The sequence below is a fragment of the Bacillus sp. 3103sda1 genome, assembly GCF_024159135.1.
Taxonomy (GTDB): Bacteria; Bacillota; Bacilli; order Bacillales; family Bacillaceae_G; genus Bacillus_A; species Bacillus_A rhizoplanae.
On record NZ_JAMYWS010000001.1, the window covers coordinates 1,803,879 to 1,822,791 of the forward strand.

18 protein-coding genes are annotated in these 18,913 nt (G+C 35.2%); 10 read left to right on the forward strand and 8 right to left on the reverse strand.

Annotation, left to right across the window (positions count from 1 at the left end):
* The first annotated feature begins 95 nt into the window (after positions 1-95).
* Entirely contained in the window at positions 96-1,550 is a 1,455-nt protein-coding gene (locus NKR74_RS09040; RefSeq protein ID WP_253629303.1) for a flavin monoamine oxidase family protein, read from the forward strand.
* A 210-nt stretch (positions 1,551-1,760) separates the two neighbouring features.
* Here the strand turns inward: NKR74_RS09040 and NKR74_RS09045 are convergent, their stop codons facing one another.
* Positions 1,761-2,525 (reverse strand): alpha/beta fold hydrolase, encoded by a 765-nt coding sequence (locus NKR74_RS09045; RefSeq protein ID WP_098310434.1) that lies wholly within the window; start codon positions 2,523-2,525, stop codon positions 1,761-1,763.
* A 1,048-nt stretch (positions 2,526-3,573) separates the two neighbouring features.
* Between NKR74_RS09045 and NKR74_RS09050 the strand changes: the two genes are divergently transcribed.
* From NKR74_RS09050 to NKR74_RS09060, 3 genes are all read left to right on the forward strand, one after another.
* A complete protein-coding gene (locus NKR74_RS09050) occupies positions 3,574-4,470 on the forward strand; it encodes a LysR family transcriptional regulator (RefSeq protein WP_098310435.1) in 897 nt (298 codons plus the stop codon).
* 58 nt (positions 4,471-4,528) lie between these two features.
* Positions 4,529-5,362 carry a YitT family protein gene (locus NKR74_RS09055; RefSeq protein ID WP_098310436.1) on the forward strand — a complete coding sequence of 278 codons (834 nt, stop codon included), beginning with the start codon at positions 4,529-4,531 and terminating at the stop codon, positions 5,360-5,362.
* Between the two features lie 424 nt (positions 5,363-5,786).
* Entirely contained in the window at positions 5,787-6,794 is a 1,008-nt protein-coding gene (locus NKR74_RS09060; protein ID WP_253629304.1) for an LCP family protein, read from the forward strand.
* A gap of 298 nt (positions 6,795-7,092) precedes the next feature.
* Here the strand turns inward: NKR74_RS09060 and NKR74_RS09065 are convergent, their stop codons facing one another.
* The 3 genes from NKR74_RS09065 to NKR74_RS09075 all read right to left on the reverse strand — a co-directional run bounded on the left by NKR74_RS09065 (position 7,093) and on the right by NKR74_RS09075 (position 10,482).
* Positions 7,093-7,935, reverse strand: a complete 843-nt coding sequence (locus NKR74_RS09065) for an oxidoreductase (protein WP_253629305.1) — start codon at positions 7,933-7,935, stop codon at positions 7,093-7,095.
* A gap of 56 nt (positions 7,936-7,991) precedes the next feature.
* Positions 7,992-8,585 (reverse strand): TetR/AcrR family transcriptional regulator, encoded by a 594-nt coding sequence (locus NKR74_RS09070; RefSeq protein WP_253629306.1) that lies wholly within the window; start codon positions 8,583-8,585, stop codon positions 7,992-7,994.
* Positions 8,586-8,988: 403 nt separating this feature from the next.
* Positions 8,989-10,482: an NAD(P)/FAD-dependent oxidoreductase gene (locus NKR74_RS09075; protein WP_253631117.1), complete on the reverse strand. Its 1,494-nt coding sequence runs from the start codon at positions 10,480-10,482 to the stop codon at positions 8,989-8,991.
* Positions 10,483-10,581: 99 nt separating this feature from the next.
* Here NKR74_RS09075 and NKR74_RS24090 point away from each other — a divergent pair, with 99 nt between their 5' ends.
* Together NKR74_RS24090 and NKR74_RS09080 are read left to right on the forward strand one after the other, a co-directional pair.
* The gene (locus tag NKR74_RS24090) at positions 10,582-10,743 is read left to right on the forward strand and encodes a DUF1254 domain-containing protein (protein WP_375337660.1); all 162 of its coding nucleotides are present in this window, start codon (positions 10,582-10,584) and stop codon (positions 10,741-10,743) included.
* Between the two features lie 163 nt (positions 10,744-10,906).
* Positions 10,907-11,584, forward strand: coding sequence for an MgtC/SapB family protein (locus NKR74_RS09080; RefSeq protein ID WP_253629307.1), 678 nt, complete (start codon positions 10,907-10,909; stop codon positions 11,582-11,584).
* A gap of 161 nt (positions 11,585-11,745) precedes the next feature.
* Here NKR74_RS09080 and NKR74_RS09085 read toward each other — a convergent pair whose 3' ends face one another.
* Entirely contained in the window at positions 11,746-12,714 is a 969-nt protein-coding gene (locus NKR74_RS09085; RefSeq protein WP_253629308.1) for a DMT family transporter, read from the reverse strand.
* Positions 12,715-12,794: 80 nt separating this feature from the next.
* Complete coding sequence (locus NKR74_RS09090) at positions 12,795-13,409, reverse strand: LysE/ArgO family amino acid transporter (protein ID WP_253629309.1); 615 nt, start codon at positions 13,407-13,409, stop codon at positions 12,795-12,797.
* 297 nt (positions 13,410-13,706) lie between these two features.
* On the opposite strand from NKR74_RS09090, the gene NKR74_RS09095 reads away from it, so the two are divergent.
* From NKR74_RS09095 to NKR74_RS09105, 3 genes are all read left to right on the forward strand, one after another.
* The gene (locus tag NKR74_RS09095) at positions 13,707-15,158 is read left to right on the forward strand and encodes an aminotransferase-like domain-containing protein (RefSeq protein WP_253629310.1); all 1,452 of its coding nucleotides are present in this window, start codon (positions 13,707-13,709) and stop codon (positions 15,156-15,158) included.
* 35 nt (positions 15,159-15,193) lie between these two features.
* Complete coding sequence (locus NKR74_RS09100) at positions 15,194-15,361, forward strand: DUF3933 family protein (RefSeq protein ID WP_098310441.1); 168 nt, start codon at positions 15,194-15,196, stop codon at positions 15,359-15,361.
* A 272-nt stretch (positions 15,362-15,633) separates the two neighbouring features.
* Positions 15,634-16,359 carry a class I SAM-dependent methyltransferase gene (locus tag NKR74_RS09105; RefSeq protein WP_253629311.1) on the forward strand — a complete coding sequence of 242 codons (726 nt, stop codon included), beginning with the start codon at positions 15,634-15,636 and terminating at the stop codon, positions 16,357-16,359.
* 14 nt (positions 16,360-16,373) lie between these two features.
* On the opposite strand, the gene NKR74_RS09110 is transcribed toward NKR74_RS09105, so the two are convergent.
* Both NKR74_RS09110 and NKR74_RS09115 read right to left on the reverse strand, forming a co-directional pair.
* Positions 16,374-17,342, reverse strand: coding sequence for a patatin-like phospholipase family protein (locus NKR74_RS09110; protein ID WP_253629312.1), 969 nt, complete (start codon positions 17,340-17,342; stop codon positions 16,374-16,376).
* Between the two features lie 254 nt (positions 17,343-17,596).
* Complete coding sequence (locus tag NKR74_RS09115) at positions 17,597-17,755, reverse strand: YjcZ family sporulation protein (RefSeq protein WP_253629313.1); 159 nt, start codon at positions 17,753-17,755, stop codon at positions 17,597-17,599.
* A 249-nt stretch (positions 17,756-18,004) separates the two neighbouring features.
* Between NKR74_RS09115 and NKR74_RS09120 the strand changes: the two genes are divergently transcribed.
* Positions 18,005-18,778 carry a YwqG family protein gene (locus NKR74_RS09120; protein WP_253629314.1) on the forward strand — a complete coding sequence of 258 codons (774 nt, stop codon included), beginning with the start codon at positions 18,005-18,007 and terminating at the stop codon, positions 18,776-18,778.
* Positions 18,779-18,913 lie beyond the last annotated feature (135 nt).

Below are 18,913 nucleotides of genomic sequence, written 5' to 3' on the forward strand. Positions count from 1 at the left end.
CTTTTTTCGAAATCTTAAACGAAAAGAACTACACATAGGTGTCCTTTTCATTGAATATAATGCAATGAAATCCTTTTGAAGAGGAGTAAATAAGGATGCCTCAAAATATAAATAATCAATTATTAACGGAGCAAATGATTCATATCATTAGAAATGGCCTTCATAAATCACAAGTTCCTAAACATGTCATTATTGTTGGTGCAGGATTAGCAGGATTAGTTGGAGCATCTTTATTAAAGGAAGCTGGGCATAAAGTTACGATTTTGGAGGCAGATAATAGAATAGGAGGGAGAGTGTACACTGTACGATCTCCGTTTAACAATGGATTATATTTTAATGCAGGGTCTATGCGCATTCCAGATGTACACACTTTAACCTCGGCATATATTCAAAAGTTTGGATTGTCTACGAATCGTTTTATTAACCGAACTCCTTTGGATATCATTTATGCAAATGGCATAAAAACGCGTCTCAATATATTTGAACAAAATCCAAGTGTTCTAAAATACCCAGTTATGCCAAACGAAAGAGGAAAAACAGCTGAAGAGCTAATGCTTTCAGTTTTACAACCGATTATAAATTTTATAAAACAAGATCCAGTGAAAAACTGGTTTGTTATAGAAAAACAATATAGAAAATATTCATTAGGTTTCGTTTTAAATTCTTATCTTTCAGACGGTGCAATTGACATGATTGGCATTCTTCTTGACATGGAAGCGTATATGGGGATGTCCGTGGTTGAAGTATTGCGAGAGATGATATTTTTTACATCAACAAATGAATTTTATGAGATTACGGGTGGCATGGATGTATTACCACAATCCTTTTTACCACAGCTAAAAGAAAATATACTATTTCATCAAAAAGTGACAGATATTATTCAGCAAAATGAGAGTGTTACGATTCGTTCTATTTATGAGAAAACCTCAGAACAATTTATGGTAACAGGTGATCGTGCTATTATAACTATTCCTTTTTCTGCATTACGCTTTGTGAAAATTGAACCGTTTGATTCTTTTTCTTATTACAAAAGAAGAGCTATTCGTGAGCTTAACTATATAGCTGCAACTAAAATCGCGATTGAATTTAAAAGCCGTTTTTGGGAAAGAATTGGTCAATATGGTGGTAAATCTATCACTGATTTGCCAATTCGATTTACGTACTATCCGAGCTATGGTATACAAACAACAGGAGCAGCGGTGGTTTTAGCCAGTTATACATGGGCGGATGAAGCGTTAACGTGGGACAGCCTATCTAATGAAGAGCGTATTCAATATGCTTTAAAGAATTTGGCAGAGTTATACGGTAATCAAGTTTATTCCGAATTCGTTTCAGGAGCATCCTTTAGCTGGAGTCAAAGCCCTTATTCTTGCGGAGCTTTCACAGCTTTTGAGCCAGGACAAGAATTGGAACTATACCCTTATATAAAAATACCTGAGGGAAGGGTGCATTTTGCTGGGGAGCATACGACAGTTACACATGGTTGGATGCAGGGAGCAATTGAATCTGGAATTCGAGTTGCATATGAGGTCAATGATTTACCAAAATAAAAATATGAAATTCGAATAGATAGGGGGAAATTTATAATGAATTGGATTAGGAGGGGCTTTGGAAAGTATATTGAAAAGGATCTAATTCTATTGAATTAGATCCTTTTTGATACATAGTTTAAGTTGATAAATTCATTTTAAATCTTATGTTTACAATTTAATTAAAAAAGATGGTACACGATTCTCTTTATCTAATAAAAATAATTGGTTTTACGATGATGCGTCTAGTAAAAACTGAGAATACAGATCGTAAAAATAATTTGGTCGAAATATATTTGCAGCATGACCAGCCAATGGGATTTCTTTATATGAAACATTTGGAAGAATAGTTTTTAAATCAAATAAACAAGATTTATAAAGATGATCATATTCTCCCATTACCCATAGAATCGGTTGCGTAAGTTCTCGTAACCGAGATTTTAAATCGAATTCTAAACGATGTCGCAGTGACTCTCTAATAATAGATGAGTGCAATTGTAATCCAAATCGATAGTAAATATTTTTGGAAACAATTGCAAATGGATTTGCTTTCAGTATACCACTTGGGAAGATGGTATTTGCATACTGGTAAAGCCAAGTGGAATATTCATTATTTCTTGTCTCCCAAAACTTTTGGAAGACATTAAACAAAACAGAGGGGTTATTATAATGACCTCCGATATGACAAAGGCTCAATACTTTTTCAGGATACATATGAGCAAATATAGTGGCAATATAACATCCATAGCTTAGAGCACAAATATGTGCTTGCTGGATTCCCTCTTTTTCATAAAGATCTGTTAACTGCTGTACTAATTGATCTAAAGAAAAATCAATTGCTTGTCCTTTATCGTCACCGTGACCGAGTAAATCATACGTTATGATGTTGTAAGATGAGGAAAATAGCTTACACTCTTTTTTAAATGCACGACGATTCCCAACTAACCCATGGATAAATATGATAGTTTTTTTACTAAGCTCCTGTTGTGTTTGCAAAAGTATGCCCCTTTCAAGTCTGTGTTAGAAAAAGAAAATACGTTCTAATAGAATGTTGTCATTATCAATGAACTGAGGTAATTGATGTGGTGTTAATTATCATTCTTATAATATCGAGTATAGCAATATAGTGTATATAACAGTATACAGGCACTACTTTGCTATTCATAATGATAGAAAATACGATATAAGAACTACTCCTCTGTGCTGAGGATACATGTGAGAACGATTTTTAATATAACGAAAAATAAAATCTATTTATATATGAATTTAAATTAAGTTTTGGTGAGTTAATTTGTTTTCATTTTGAATGTTTAATAGATTGAGTATTATTACTTTTATTAATCATTTTTAAGTACTAGGTAATAATACTAGATAATTATAGGGTTTGTAAAGATAACTCTCCGATAGGGTCTCAGCAGTTGTAAGGGATGTGTAATTTATAATTTGGACAGTGTTTTTTAGAAAATCGTATAAAAATATATAATGAAGAGAAGTATGCCGATTTAATAGAATGTTTTTTTATTAGATCTAGTCATCATTTTTTTAAATGATTTCTATTAAAATAATTCATTTTATTTATTCTTATTCTAAATATATAATAGTGATTAGGTGAGTGTGAAGAGGGAAATGTTGTATAGTTTCTTTATATGCCGTATACATCATTTGAGAATGGACATTTATATAAACTGGCAGCTTAAGTTTGAAATCAATCGTTTTCGATTCGAGTATACATGGTTAAAAGTATATAAGGTTGTCCATGAAGCTAACTATTTCTATGAAAATAGTTAGCTTCATGGGTGTTTCAGGACAAATTTTACTGTATGCATCTTATATATAACCGAGAGAAGTCATTTATAAAAATTACATGAATATAACACATGTTTACCTTTGGCATTATATATCTTGTAACATCAATTTTCGTTATTATGGCAATATAGGTATAACAATAAATTGATGTTAGAAAAGTATATGTAACCTTTATAATATAAACCGTAATTTATGCTATTGAAGATGAAATAACGATTGTACAACAGGAGGTGGCACTATGGAGTTACGTCATTTGAAAACTTTTATTATTGTAGCGGAAAGCGGTGGATTTACAAGGGCTGGAGAATGGCTCGGATATACACAATCAACAATCACCAATCATATTCAATCTTTAGAAGAAGAAGTTGGAAGCCCTTTGTTTGATCGTCTTGGTAAAAAGGTGATTTTAACTGAAGTAGGAGAGCATATGCTTTCTTATGCGCAAAAAATATTAGAATTATCTAATGAGGCGCTGGAGTCATCTCAAATGAACGGTAAACCATCAGGAACGATACGTATTGGGGCAAACGAGTCTTTAATGATATATCGATTACCTGTGATTTTATATGAATTTAAAAAGAAATATCCGCAAGTTCATATCATTTTACAGCCATCAGAGAGCCAGGAGTTACATAATGAGTTAAAGTCAGGTAAATTTGATTTTGCTTTATTTACAAATCCGGAAAAGCTTGGTGTAGATATTGTCACTCATTCCCTTGTTCGAGAAACAGTTGTGCTTGTTGCTCCACCAGGGCATCAGCTAACGAAACAAAAAATCGTTACCCCTGCTGATTTAGAAGGAGAAATGCTACTGCTTACAGAGCCGGGAAGTTATCGAGACTTATTAGAAAAATGGATAAAAGAGGAAGGGGTTAATTGCTCACGTATTCACTTTTGGAGTATTGAGGCAATTAAACAAACTGTCATGTGCGGATTAGGATTATCGTATTTACCGCTTATTACGGTTAAGGAGGAAATTGAGCGTGGCAAGTTAATCGCTCTTCCATGGGTATACAGTGAGGATTTTGTTACAACGGAACTGGCATACCATAAAAATAAATGGTTGACTCCGGCGATGAAAAAATTAATTGAAATGATAGAGAAACATGCAGAGAAATGGAGAGCGACAACTTAGTTTCCTAAGATGTTGAATTATAACATACATGTAAAGGCATAGATGGGAGGAAAATGTAATGAATGAACGTACGAAAGAGATTTTACTGGTTATAGTTGGATCATTATTATTTGCGATTGGGATTAACTTTTTTGCTATTCCAAATCGATTATCAGAAGGGGGGATTATTGGTCTTACTGTTATTACCTACTATTTGTTTGACTGGTCTCCTGGTCTTGTAAACCTTATAATGAATGTCATTTTACTTGCAATCGGTTATAAATTTTTTGATAAGAAAACGATGGTGTATACAATTCTTGGTATTATATCTACATCTTTCTTTTTATATATCACAGAAGGCGTTGCAACTCCAGTAAATAATGATACATTATTAGCAGCTCTTTTTGCAGGGAGTTTTGTTGGGGTTGGCTTAGGATTTATGTTTCGAGCAGGTGGCACATCGGGTGGTTCGGCTATCATAGCTAGGTTAGCAAATCAATATTTAGGCTGGAGCGTCGGGAAAGGTGTATTAATTATTGATATCGTTGTTATTGCCGGCTCAGTGTTTATTATCGGACAGGAGAAAGCGATGTATACACTTGTAGCGGTCTTTATTGGTGCGAAGGTCATTGATTTTATTGTAGAAGGAATGGATACAAGAACAGCTGTGACAATTATTTCAAACTATCCAGATGTTATTCGAGAGTCCATTATGCAGCACATGACGCGTGGTGTAACAGTATTAGAAGGACGAGGCGGTTACACAGGAAATAATAAGGAAGTATTATATATTGTTATCAATAAACAAGAACTCGTTCAATTAAAACAAGTCGTGAGTAGAAAAGATGAAAATGCATTTGTTGTTATTCATGATGTACGTGATGTATTGGGTGGTGGCTTTAAAGCGAGTTGAAAAAACTGACCTTCAAATGTTTGAGGGCCAGTTTTTTTATTTCAATATTTAAATGAGATTCTTATTTAAATTTGACAATATGGAAGTGGAGATAGTTTGAAGGCTTATAGTTATGTAAATGGTGCAGTTTTTTCTGTTTGTGTATTAAGAAATTACCGTAGTTCTAAGAATAAAATAATTCTATAAAGATTGTTGGAACTAATGCCAAATAAGAAAAAATTATTTGAAAATCCCCAAAAATATTCATTTTTAGATTAAGTTCTTAGTAGGTTGTAACAAATTGATGTTACTTTTTATGTAGTAGCTATTATTAATACTTAAAAATCCTTACAAAAATGTAAGGTGAATGAAATGTAATTCGATACAAAGAATGCTGTATTTCAATTAAACTAGTAAGAGGAAATGTTTCGAAAGGAGAGGCGAAATGACAGAAGATATAGAAGTAATGAGTAGAAGTGAAAAGAAAAAAATGCGCTCCAAAAAAAAAGGCTTTTTATGGTTTCTGACAATTCCCTTTTTACTTCTTATTATTGGCGGGATAAGTTACAGTTCATTTATATATAGTAAAGCAAAAGCGGTTGCAAGTAATTCTTATGCAGAAATAAATAAGTCTAGTAAACGTGATAAAGAGGTGTCACCTTTAAAAGATAATATTTCTATTTTAATTATGGGAGTAGATGAAAGCGAACAAAGAAAAAGCCAATACGGTGAAGCTGTTCGCACTGATGCTTTGTTATTGGCAACGATTAACAAAGATGATAAATCAGTAAAGTTAGTAAGCATCCCACGCGATTCGCGTGTATATATTCCATCACGAAAAAAATTAGATAAAATTACACATGCGCACGTATTTGGTGGAGTGGAAAGTACACGTGATACGGTTGAACGCTTTTTAAATGTACCTGTTGATTATTATGTGAAATTTAATTTTGAATCTTTTATTAAAATAGTAGATTCACTTGGCGGTATTGATATTGATGTGCCAGTTACCTTTACAGAACAAGACAGCAAAGACCAGGCTGGTGCAATTCACCTTGAAAAAGGTTATCAACATTTAAATGGAGAACAAGCGCTTGCGTTAGCGAGAACACGTAAAATCGATAGCGATGCAATGCGTGGTCAAAGACAGCAACTTGTAATCGAAGCAATTGCAAAAAAAGCATTATCAGTTAAATCGATCACAAAGCTGAGCTCATTATTAGATGCAGTTGATAAAAATTTAAAAACAAACTTAACATTTGATGACATGCTCGCAATCGCGAAAAACATGGCAGGAACAGACTTGAACATTGAAAAATTACAAGTACAAGGTGCAGATAAACGGATTAACGGTATTTATTATTATCAACCAAATGAACAAAATGTAACGGAAATATCAAAGAAATTGAATGAACATCTTGGTATTACAGAGAAAGCAGCTTCTAATAAATAGAGAAAAAGGTTGGTGTTTTGTCAACCTTTTTTTCTTTTTCTATTCATTATTATGAAGATGGTTTTGTAAAACTGTTTCATTTAAAAAATATTTTAGACTATAAAATAAAGCATTGTTAAGGTTTTGCGTTTTACAACGTTAAGGATATGAATTTTTCTATACTAACAATCTTCAATAAGCACTATTTGTACAAGATCAATTGGGATAAAAAAAGGGTAACCAAATTTTTCGTTGGCTACTCTTCTTTTTATTATATTTTCTACTATCTATTCCCATTAGCGCAATTATATTTTAATCATTAGTTCTCAAAATTTGTTGAGTAGGTAATTTCCTTCCATTCATCAAACTCTCTTTGTAAGGTAACTAGTTTTTCCGAAACTAATTGATAAGCATCCGGACCCAACAATAAATGAACGGGAGGATTAGCTTCTGAGGCTATACCTATCATTGCTAAAGCTGCTTTTTCAGGGTTACCTGCTTGCTTTCCATCTATCTCATTTTCAAGAAAACCCTTCATTTCGTGTATAGCTTTATAATCCTCAATTTGGTTTTTGCCATACATAGCAGAACTACTACTTAAGAAGTTGGTTCTAAAAAATCCAGGCGCTACCATTGTAACTTTTATCCCAAATGGCTTTACTTCATCTGCCAGAGCCTCAGATAAACCGATCACTGCAGATTTTGTAGCAGAGTAGCTACCAAACCCACTATTGCCCATGTATCCTGAAATAGAAGCTATATTAAAAATATGCCCTGACTTTTGTTTCCTTAAATACGGCATCACATTCCTAATTACATTCAATGTACCAAATACATTCACATCGAAATTTTGACGAATTTCGTGGTCTGTTAGTTCTTCAATGCTTCCTCCCAAGCCATAACCAGCATTATTCACAATCACATCAATCTTGCCGAAAGCTCCAATAGTTTGTTCGATTGCTTTTTGTACGCTGGCTTCATTGGTCAGGTCAACCGCTAATGGCAAGAATCGTTTTGTATCATCAGTAACTGCTCTTGTTAAATTATCCACTGTCCTTGAAGTCGCAGCAACTTGATTACCATTCTTTAATAATTGTTTTACTAACGCAAGTCCCAAACCTTTTGAGGCTCCAGTTACAAACCATATTTTATTTTTGCTCATAATAAATATTCATTCCTTTCTTGCTATAAATTATTTATCAACTTACTTTCATCCCGCTAAGAACCCGATACAATTCGTAATAATAGGTCGATTTCGGGCATCTGATAACCTTCATCTCCTTGAATATTCAGCGTCATAAGACCAGAAAGTACCGTAAAATAGCAAGAAATCAGTTCCCGAGGATCGCCTGCCGCAAACTCGCCTGCTTTCTGGCCCTCTATGAATAAGGGCTCTAATTGATCGACATAGGTCTTCATAGAATACTGTTTGATAAGCTGTTTAGCCTTCTCTGGTACTTCTTCCGATGTGCGTGCTTGATGAATCAACATGAAACCAAGTTGATTTTCTTCATCGAGTATGTGTTGAGTTAAAGCTCTTATTTTTTCGATTGGTGATCCAGGTAGATGATTGAAGTTTATACCATCAATTGATTCTTTCATTGCCCACTGAACAAGTGTAGTGAAAAGGTCGTCCTTTGACCTGAAGTAGCGGTAAAGAAGGCCTGGACTGATGCCAGCTTCCGCAGCGATCATACTCATTTTCGTTCCGATGATGCCCCGCCGAGCGAAGACCTTAAGGGCTGCTTTCATAATCTGTTCTCTGCGTTCATTACGAATCTGCTGTAACTGTTCTTCGTTTAAAGGTGACAATGTGCTTTCACTCCTTTGTATTTCTATTTTCTGCTGATAGAAGAGACACTCCTGAGTTGGTTTGAGAGATTTACGGATCCGCTTGTTTCCTTCAAAAACCTTTTAAGTATTGCGAGCGCATCATCATCTTCGAAGATGGTATTAGTCTATACGCAATAAAACATCCAAGAATATACTGATGTCCTTTTTTTCCTGTTCACCTTATGAAAATCTCACTGCTAGTCTGTAATATTCCGAGTATTGTATGTGAGAATACCAATTTTAATTCTCAGGTAGCTATTCTGAAAAATTCAAAACTGTTCAAGTTTGTTACGTTTTTAATTGTTGGAATGGTTGATGATTCGTATTTTAAGAGATAAGTGATTCTCGGGAACAGACTTCTAGTCAAATCTTATAAGGATGGTTATTGATTCATTGACTCAAAGGGTGCCCCAGAGAAGGAAGGTACAATCTCATCCAGTATTTCCTCCAATGGTTTACCATATTTTTGTGAAAGCTTAGAGAGTAATTGTTTGCCTTCATCAGATGCAGTGAGAACGGCCGTTACCATTTGTGAATTAATAATATTACGCGGTGAGAGTGACAATGTATTAACTGCCCAATATAGTCCATATAGCTCAAAATTACGTTGAATTGTTGCATGTTTGAGAAATAAATCCATGTATTTCTGACCAAAAGAAATCCCTTTTAACGGTTGAGAACCTATATATTCGACTCCTTCCCATTGTAAATCAGTAGCGCAATTCAACCACCAAGCAGGTTCAATCACATCTTGGATTTTTTGGAGTACTCTCTGTTCAAAATAGGGTTTGGGGTCATTCCGTTGTTCATGCAAACAGGATTCCAGCATTTCTACTTCGATCGCAGCGACGGTCATTCCTTGACCAAAAATTGGATCATAGATGCAGTAGGCATCTCCTAAGACTAACAATCCAGATGGCCATCGCTGCATTTGTTCATAGTGATGACGAAACAATTCTGGCACACGATAACCTCGGGGTGCTGTGATTGGTTCAAGCTCTTGTAATATTTCTGCGATTATCGGGCTTGGGAGCTGAGCGATCGTCTGTTCATACTCTTTGGCATTCGTAGGAGGATAGTGTCCACCCGGACGATAAAGCAACACTTCTGCTATTTGATTTTCAATAAAGGAAAAAACTCCTGTAAAAGTCCCATTAGCAGACTGACCTGTGATGTTAATTGCATCCCATTTCTCTGTTAGATGTGTTAGATGAGAAGGAATCTTATAACGACGTGTACTATATCCAAGAGTGACTTTTAGAAGGTCTGGATTTGGCACATCATACCCCAAATCCTCGAGCCATTTTGCCAGTTTGGAAGAACGCCCGCTTGTATCAAATACCATATCGGCTGTCAGTGTTTTCTCCTGCCCGATTTGTCCACGTTCTCGGACTTGGACCCCTGTTACGGTTGTCTGGTCTGGAGTCGTTAACAACCGGATCACATCATGTTTTGGAAGAAAACGAACATTCGGAATCTCTTTCATACGTTGACGAAGCACCCACTCAAGCACTGCTCTACTAAACTTAATATCGTTTCGTGGGTATTGAAATACCATAGTTCCATATTGATTCATTTGATGAATGGTCTTATTCAGTGACGAGGGAGATCCCTGTGCCAATAAATCCTCTTCATAACCTGGAAAAAGGCGCTCCATAATCGACTTACCGCGTAGTGTGGAACGGTGTGGATGAAAAGCTTGTGGAGTGCCAGGACGATTCTCAGGTTTTTCAGGAAAATCATCTTTATCCACGATGAGAACCTCTCCATAATAATCAGAAAGCACTCTTGCAGTCAGTAATCCGCCAATACCTCCTCCAATGATAAGAGCTCGTTCTGTCTTTCCTTGTGTAAGTACGAAATTTGTATCTGTCATAATCTTCACCCTCCGTTGATGAATGATTGAATCACTCATTCATCATTAAAATATGTTCGGTTTTGTAAAATGTGAACAGAAAAATAAAAAAATTCCCAAATGTTATGCGGATTATCAGTAGTAAATCAAAAGGTTTATTCCATACATGTTCCTGATACACAGGATAGATATTATACAGTGCAGTTATTAGATGCTTGGACTAACACATTTGCGAATATAGGAAGAGGAAAGCTGGGAAAGAAAAACGGTATTTCCAAATAATGTAAGAAGAAACAAGGTTTACGAATAAAATTGAGAAAATAATTTAAAAAGGAAGATCAAGGACTAGTATTGAAAGTATAAAACAGTTATAGTTTACTATTTCACCATAAAAAAGAGTTTAAAACAGTAAAATATAATACTAAATGAATAAGGAGAAATGAACATGACATTTGAATTTTTACTCAAACTAGGTCTGGCACTCTTTCTTGGACTATTAATTGGAATTGATAGACAGCTGAAGAATAAACCGCTTGGTGTGAAAACGAGTATGGTAATTTCAGTAGCAAGTTGTTTAATTACGATCGTTTCTATTGAATCAGTAAATGTATATTCATCACCAGGGCATACAAATATGGATCCTATGCGTCTTGCAGCGCAAATTGTTAGTGGAGTTGGTTTCCTCGGTGCAGGTGTTATTTTACGGAGAAATAATGATGTGATTTCTGGATTAACAACTGCTTCTATGGTTTGGGCAGCATCAGGTTTAGGAATTGCGATTGGCGCCGGTTTTTATTTAGAAGCAGTTGTGGCAATGGTCTTAATTATTTTGGCAATTAATGTATTTCCATATCTTGTTAAATTGGCAGGACCTTACTCTTTAAGGCAAAGGGATTTATCAATAAAAATAGTCGTTAATAAACATCAAGAGCTAAATCAAATTTTTAAACAAATTAAGCATCTAAATTTGCAAGTGAAACGTGTAAAAATTAAAGATATAGATAACGGTTATCAACAATTAGAAATGATGATATCAGCTCCTGAAAAGCTATATACAACTGATTTATATAGCTCTCTAAAAGAGATGAAACAAAGCGTTTCAGTGGAAGTCGAAAGTAGGTAAGTTAGTAGTAATATGAAATCTCAAGAATTTGGATATCAAATTCTGTATAAACAACAGATGTATATAGGTAATTTGGAACATTTTTAAAATGAAAAAATAAAGCCATGACAACATCCTATGAGGTAATGTTACCATGGCTTTTTACATAGAGATTGTAAATTTTAAGCGCTAATTTCTCGATTATGAACAGGTTTTCTTTTTTGTGAAATATAGCTGTGTAAAATCATACCAAGCATGATAAGAAACATGCTGCACCAAGATAAAGCAGAAGGGAATGGAGATGCTAATAAAACTAATTCTTCAGCTACTGTAAATAGTACTTCCATAGACTGAGTTGCTTCAACAGCAGCTAATTTTTGCATATTGCCTCTTACCATATCAGTTGCATGGAAGAAGAGTACAGTTGCGATTACTCCAGAGCAAATGGCAACCAAACTAGATTGAATTGTCTGTTCTTTGCTGGGCATACCAACAGTAATGAATCCATAGATTGATAGCAAAATCCAAAATGGTAAACTAGCTAATGTCATACCTAATACACGTTGATAGGCATCTAAACGCCCTTTACATACATCCATCATTTTACGATTGCCAAGTGGATAAGCAAACGAAGCAATGATTACAGGGAGGACACCTAATAATACATTTTTTAAAGAAAGGTGATTTGCTTGTTCTACTAGCATAAGAGTGATACCAAAAAGAATAATGAGTGACATCGCAAGACCTTTAAATGGTATAGTACCCCTAACTTTTATTGGACCATTTGCTGTTTCGATCGTTTCTGAAAATAATGGTGCAAGTAATGAACCTGAAATAATCGTAATTTGCCATGTCCCAGCAATTAGCCACCCTGGTGCATATGCTGCGGCGAAGCAAAGAGGCGCATAAAATAATCCAAATCCTACAAAGCTCCATAAAATCCATGTTTTTGGCCGTTCTTTCATGACTTTGAGAAGAGGACGTAAATTTTTTCTACTCATAACAATAAGCAAAAGCAACGGAACCATAAAGAAATATCGAAGTGACGCACTCCAAATCCAACTTCCGCCAGATAATTCCATAGCTCTGTTCAGAACGAACGTAAAAGCAAAAAAGAATGCCGCACAAATACCTAAAAAAATGGGACGCAATCCGTTCACCTCAATTCATCGTTGATTCAGTAACTCTTCTAGATTTAACAGATTTTTTTCCAACAATACAAACGGCTGTTTCACTTTATAAAGAGCTTTGCTAACATATAAAACGCAACTCCCCAAATAATGACACCAGAAACTTTATTTAATAGCTTAATTTTTGATCCAGATGAGTCCACTTTTCCTAGCATTCGTCCAGCGATGGCCAATCCTATAAACCATATCCAAGAAACAAAAATTGTTGCAAAGGTAAATGCCCATTTTTCAGTACCTATGTATTGAATAGAATTTGTTCCAATTACTCCAATCGTATCTAAAATAGCATGTGGATTTAATAAAGAGACAGAAGCTGCGAATATAATTTGCTTTTTGATTGTCATCGTTTGTACTTCATTTTTGGAAACAGTAGGTTCACTTTTCCATATCGCCCAGCCCATGTAAAGAAGAAAGAAAAATCCTATTATATAGAGTATAGTTGTTAACCATGAAAATGTTAATAGCATAAGAGATACACCCTGCACAGCAAATAAGATTAAAATAGTATCACAGATTGCCGCCGTTATAACAACTGGCGCAGCCTTCAATAAGGTAGATTGACTGGCCCCTTGATTAAAAACAAACACATTTTGTACACCTAAAGGTATAATAAGTCCAAATGCAAGAACAATTCCGTGAAGTATTGCTTCACTCATTTCATCTCCTCCTATATAGAATTATAATTGTATCCCGCATTCCTATGTGAAAATTTAAAGGAAGCAGAGAACATTGCCCGTAAAAGCCCGATTGGTTCAACTAACCATCAGTGGGGATGAAGAAAACCCCCACTGATGGAAGTTTCACTTTATCGGTAGAAATGAAGAAACTCCTAACCGGTGGAAGTTTCACTTTATTATATAAATGAAAATATCAATTGTATCCATCCATATGGTTGGATGATGAGCCAACCAAAGTATATACTACAAGTATAAAAATCTAGTTGGAGTGATTTAATGGAATGGTTTGAATGGAATCCAAATATATCTTCTCCTATTCCTTTGTATAAACAAATTGAAGAATATTTAAAAGCGAAAATTGTCAATGGGGAGTGGACAATAGGAACAAAATTACCGTCTCAACGAGCGTTGGCCGATGCATTTAGAGTGAATCGAAGTACAATTGTAACAGCATTGGATGAGCTAGCTGCTCAAGGGTTAATCGAAGGAAACGGGAGACGAGGAACAAGAGTTATCAGCAATACATGGGACTTGCTAGTTTCTTCAGCGCTACCTGATTGGAATGCGTATGTTGAGACAGGGCTTCATTATCCTAATTTACCAACGATTCAAGAGATTAACCGAGCAGAATTTGATTCTAACATGATTCGATTAGGAACAGGTGAACTCTCGCCAGAACTTTTACCGCAAGAGAAGATGCAACGTATTATGAGTATGCTTTCGCAACAGAGCATCCCTTTAGGCTATGAAGAACCGAAAGGAGATATTTTACTGCGTGAACAGCTAGCAAAGTATTTAAAAACGTTAGGAATACAGGCATCCTCTTCATCTATTTTAGTTGTATCAGGTGGAATACAGGCCTTGCAGTTAATTTCTATGGGACTATTACAGAAAGGGGCAACAATTCTAGTTGAAAAGCCTTCTTATTTATTTTCGCTTAATATTTTTCAGTCTGCAGGGATGCGGTTAATTGGGGTTCCGATGGATCAAAATGGTGTACAACCAACGTTTGTTTCAAAGTATAAAAAACAATTCCATGGCTCACTGCTTTATACGATTCCTTCTTTTCATAATCCAACTGGTATTTTAATGGATCAAGTGCGAAGACAAGTTCTTATGGAAACTTGTAATGAGATTGGGTTGCCTATAATAGAAGATGGTGTGTATCAAGATTTGTGGATTGACTCTTTACCTTCGAAACCATTAAAAGCATATGATCGACATGGGAATGTTCTTTATGTAGGAAGTATGTCTAAAACAGTTAGTCCTGGACTGAGAATTGGCTGGATTGTAGGACCAGAGCCGGTGATTGGACGATTAGCAGATATAAAGATGCAGACAGATTATGGATCTAGTTCTTTGTCACAACAAGTTGCTGCCCATTGGTTTTTAAGTGGATTGTATGAAGAACATTTAAGTTATATTCGAAGAGAATTGCAAACACGTAGAGATGTTGCATTACAAGCGTTGGAAAAGCATTTTTCACATATTGCGATGTGGGATGTACCAAAAGGTGGTTTTTACATATGGCTGCATATAATCCCCGCATTTTCTATGCAGGAGTTGTTTCATAAAGCTTTAAAAGCAGGAATTCTGCTCAATCCAGGGAATTTGTATGATCGAAATTCTGATCAATATTTACGAATTTCATACTCATATGCATCATTATACGATATTGAAAGAGGAATTGAGAAATTAGCGATGATTATACAAGAAATAAAACAATAAAGAAATGTGAAATTCTATGTTGAAGGAGAACTAAAATGAATCGATATGTAATTTGCCAAATTATAAATGAAACAAAATATTTAGCTGCTTATGCAGAAACAAAGAAAGAAGCAATTGAAAAAGCAGAACTGTTAGGATTAAGGACTGGAGAACGCTATATCGTTATTACAGTGGAAGAAGCAGAGGGATTACAATATCCATAAAAAGACGGTAGTCATAATGGCTACCGTCTTTTCACACTTGAGAAATGACTTATCTAGTTATTTCTCAGGCAGCAAGACCACTACTTCAAAATTTGGAGAGAATAAAGAAGATAGGTGGACAATAACTGCTCGTAAAATTTCCATTGAGATGAAAGATTCATTTGAGATACAGGTGTTTCTTTTCTTGTAGTGAATTTTGATTTAGAGAGGGAATTATATACCAATGTGAGAATGTATATGTGTATTGCATGGTAGAGGAGATGAAACGACAAATGAATCGAATACAGTATATAAGACAGAAAGAAAAAAGGTATCACGAACATTTTTATTCCAATCATAAGTTATTTGAAGAAGGATCATGGTTACGTAGTCCAGTTTGGGGTGTTATTGAAATGATGAGTTTGTTTCAAGAACAACAATATGTTGCTGTGTTGGATTTAGGATGTGGGGTTGGTAGAAACAGTATGCCAATTGCCCAAAGAATAAAAACAGGGAAAGTAGTATGTGTAGATCTACTGTCGTCGGCATTGCATCGATTGAAGCAGTATAGTTATGATTTTGGTGTTGCAGATCGTATTCAAACTGTAGAGAGTAATATTGAACATTATCAAATTACTGCAAATGAATATGACTATATTGTGGCAGTATCTAGTTTAGAACATGTTCCTTCCAAGAGTGAACTTCAGAATGTATTACACAATATGAAAACAGGAACGAAAGATAAGGGGATTAATTATATTGTGATGAATTCCAGTGTGGAAGAAATCGATATGAACACGAATGTAAAGTTGGATCCTTTATTTGAAGTAAATCTGGCAACAGAAGAAATGCTTTATACGTTGCGTAAGATATATACAGGATGGGAAGAATTATGCGTAGTAGTAAAGCCTCTAGAGTATAGGATTGCAAGGGAGGGGAAGCACGTGTTATTAAGGACAAATGCAATTACTTTTTGTGTAAGAAAAAAATTGAAAATGTATGAAGCTCTGCCACACTAACTGGCAATTTCACTTTATTGTTTGTCGAAATTAGTGGTTCGGCTACTTGTAGTACTAGATGGAGATCCAGTTCGATATTGGTTTATATATTGGGTAAAGTTCCAGGAGTGTAGAAATTTTTCAGCAGCTTGATAACCAGAGTGATAGAGCCATTCTTTCTCTTCAACACTTAAATTGAAGTTGGTACTAGTAATATTTCCGGTAGGTATTTTAATAGTACGTGCTCTTGCTTCTGTATTGAGATAGCGTAAATCGTGGGCTTGCATCATTGTTTTAAATAGCCCTTTAAACATCGAAATAGGTTCTTCATAATGAACGGGTTCAGCTTGAATCTCGTCTTTTACAAAATGAAATCCAAAGGTAGGCCAGCGGGGAATGTTTGGTGAGTCAAAAATCCATATCGGATAATTGCTGAGAATACCTCCGTCGACTATATAGCAAGGTTGCTTCCATTTAGGAGTTTTCCATTTAACAGGCTGAAAAAAGAAAGGGATTGTAGCACTCATTCTCACTGCTTTTGCAATAGAAAATTTTTGGGTAGGGAATCCATAGTGCAGTAAGTCATCAGGGAAAACGACCATTTTACCATTACTAATATCGGAAGCGATGATTTTTAAGCCTTCAGGGTTAGGTAAGTCACTAAAACAATGCACCCCTTTTTTAGATAATAAATCTTCTAACCATTGTTCTATAAAATCATTTTTATATATCCCCATTTTAACCCATACATTTATTCCTTTTCCGATAATAGGAATTTTATCTATGCATGTTTTTGTAATGAAATTTGTATAGTCAGCACCATTAATAATTGTTTTTAATTCTTTTCCTGTATAGCCACAGGCGAGAAGCGCTGCGATAATAGCACCTGCTGATGTACCGGCGACTCGCTCCCATTCATAATTGTGCTTTTCTAACGCACAGATTGCTCCGACATGTGCAATTCCTCGAACTCCGCCTCCTTCAAAGACACCATCTATTTTCATGAAAACAATTCCTTTCGATTCATTATTTATCCCGCATTAACGGGCAGTAAGCCCCCCACCTTAAGATTAAAAGAAGAGCGAAGAAGATAGGTGGGGGATAACTGCCCGTAAAAGCCCGATTGGTTCAACTAACCATCAGTGTGGGATGAAGAAAACCCCCACTGATGGAAGTTTCACTTTATTTTTTTATATGAAATAAACAGCAAAAAAGCACGGCAAGTGCGTGCTTTTTTACAATAGTTGTTAAAGTTTACTTAGCAGATAAAACCGCCAAAGCAGCTAGCTCCAATGATGATGAGAAGGATAAATAAAACGATTAATAAAGCAAAACCGCCGCCGTATCCGCATCCTCCAAAACCGCCGCCGTATCCGAATCCTCCACAGCCGGGGCCATATCCGTATCCGTAACCCATATTCATTTCCTCCTTAATATGAAAAATTTAGGGGTGAACAAAGTGAAATTTATGAGGATGTACTACAAGGGATGATGAAATTGCATGTTTGTAGGAACACTGTATATTATGTAATAGGGAAGCGTTTCGATTATGACGAACAAGCCTTTTTTTCATAATGGGTATAGATATGAATAAAGAAAAATGTGAAAGAAGCACTAGCAAATTTTGTGATATGATGTAGGAAATCATGTTGAATAAGGAGTTTTTATGACAAAACATATTGAAGAATTAATCGAAAAATATCAATTGACTCATATAAAAGATGAGTTGTTGGCTACAGTATTTGAATGTATAAAAGTAGTACCAAAACAAGAAGCGGTATTACCAGTAGGTTGTTCAAAAATGGGAGGATATCCCGACCTACCAGCAACGTTAGCCTATCCTACATATAAAGGGCATCCTCTTCATTTTGTTGCACAGTTTAATTTAGCTGAACTTCAAGCTGTAGGTATGAAGAATGATTTGCCTCAAAGTGGTATGTTGTATTTTTTCTATTTTGCTGATGATGAGCAGGAAGCCTTTGGCGAGGTATATGGAAATTCAAACGTAAAAGAAGGCTGGCGTGTTTTATATTATGAAGGAGAAATAGATGATGTACAAAAAACGAATCAAGTGAAGGGGCAATATTCTCAATGTAGAGTTACATTTGAAATAGCACAGAAACTTCCAGATTTGTTTATTGAGGACGAAGAGGATTCAGATCGTTTCTTACAATTGTTAGAGGAATTAATACCTGATTGCTATGACAATCATCAAGTTTTCGGTACACCGTTTTCAGTTCAAACAGAAGTGTTGGAAGAAGCACAGGAATATATAGGTTTGCATCATAACGAGATAACATTATTATTTCAAGTAGATTCTGACGAGGAACATTTGAACATGATGTGGGGTGATATGGGAATGTTATATTTCTGTATTGCGAATGAAGATATAAAGCAGCGACGTTTTGATAAAGCTTGCTGTATTTTGCAAAGTTTATAAAGTAAAAAAAGGCAGTTTCACGTGTATATAACGGAAGCTGCTTTTATAATTGGATCGAGTTGTTCAGCCATTATTCATTTGTATAAGAAGGTAGTTCATCGTCGTTTGAATTACGTCATGTGTAAGTCATTTTTT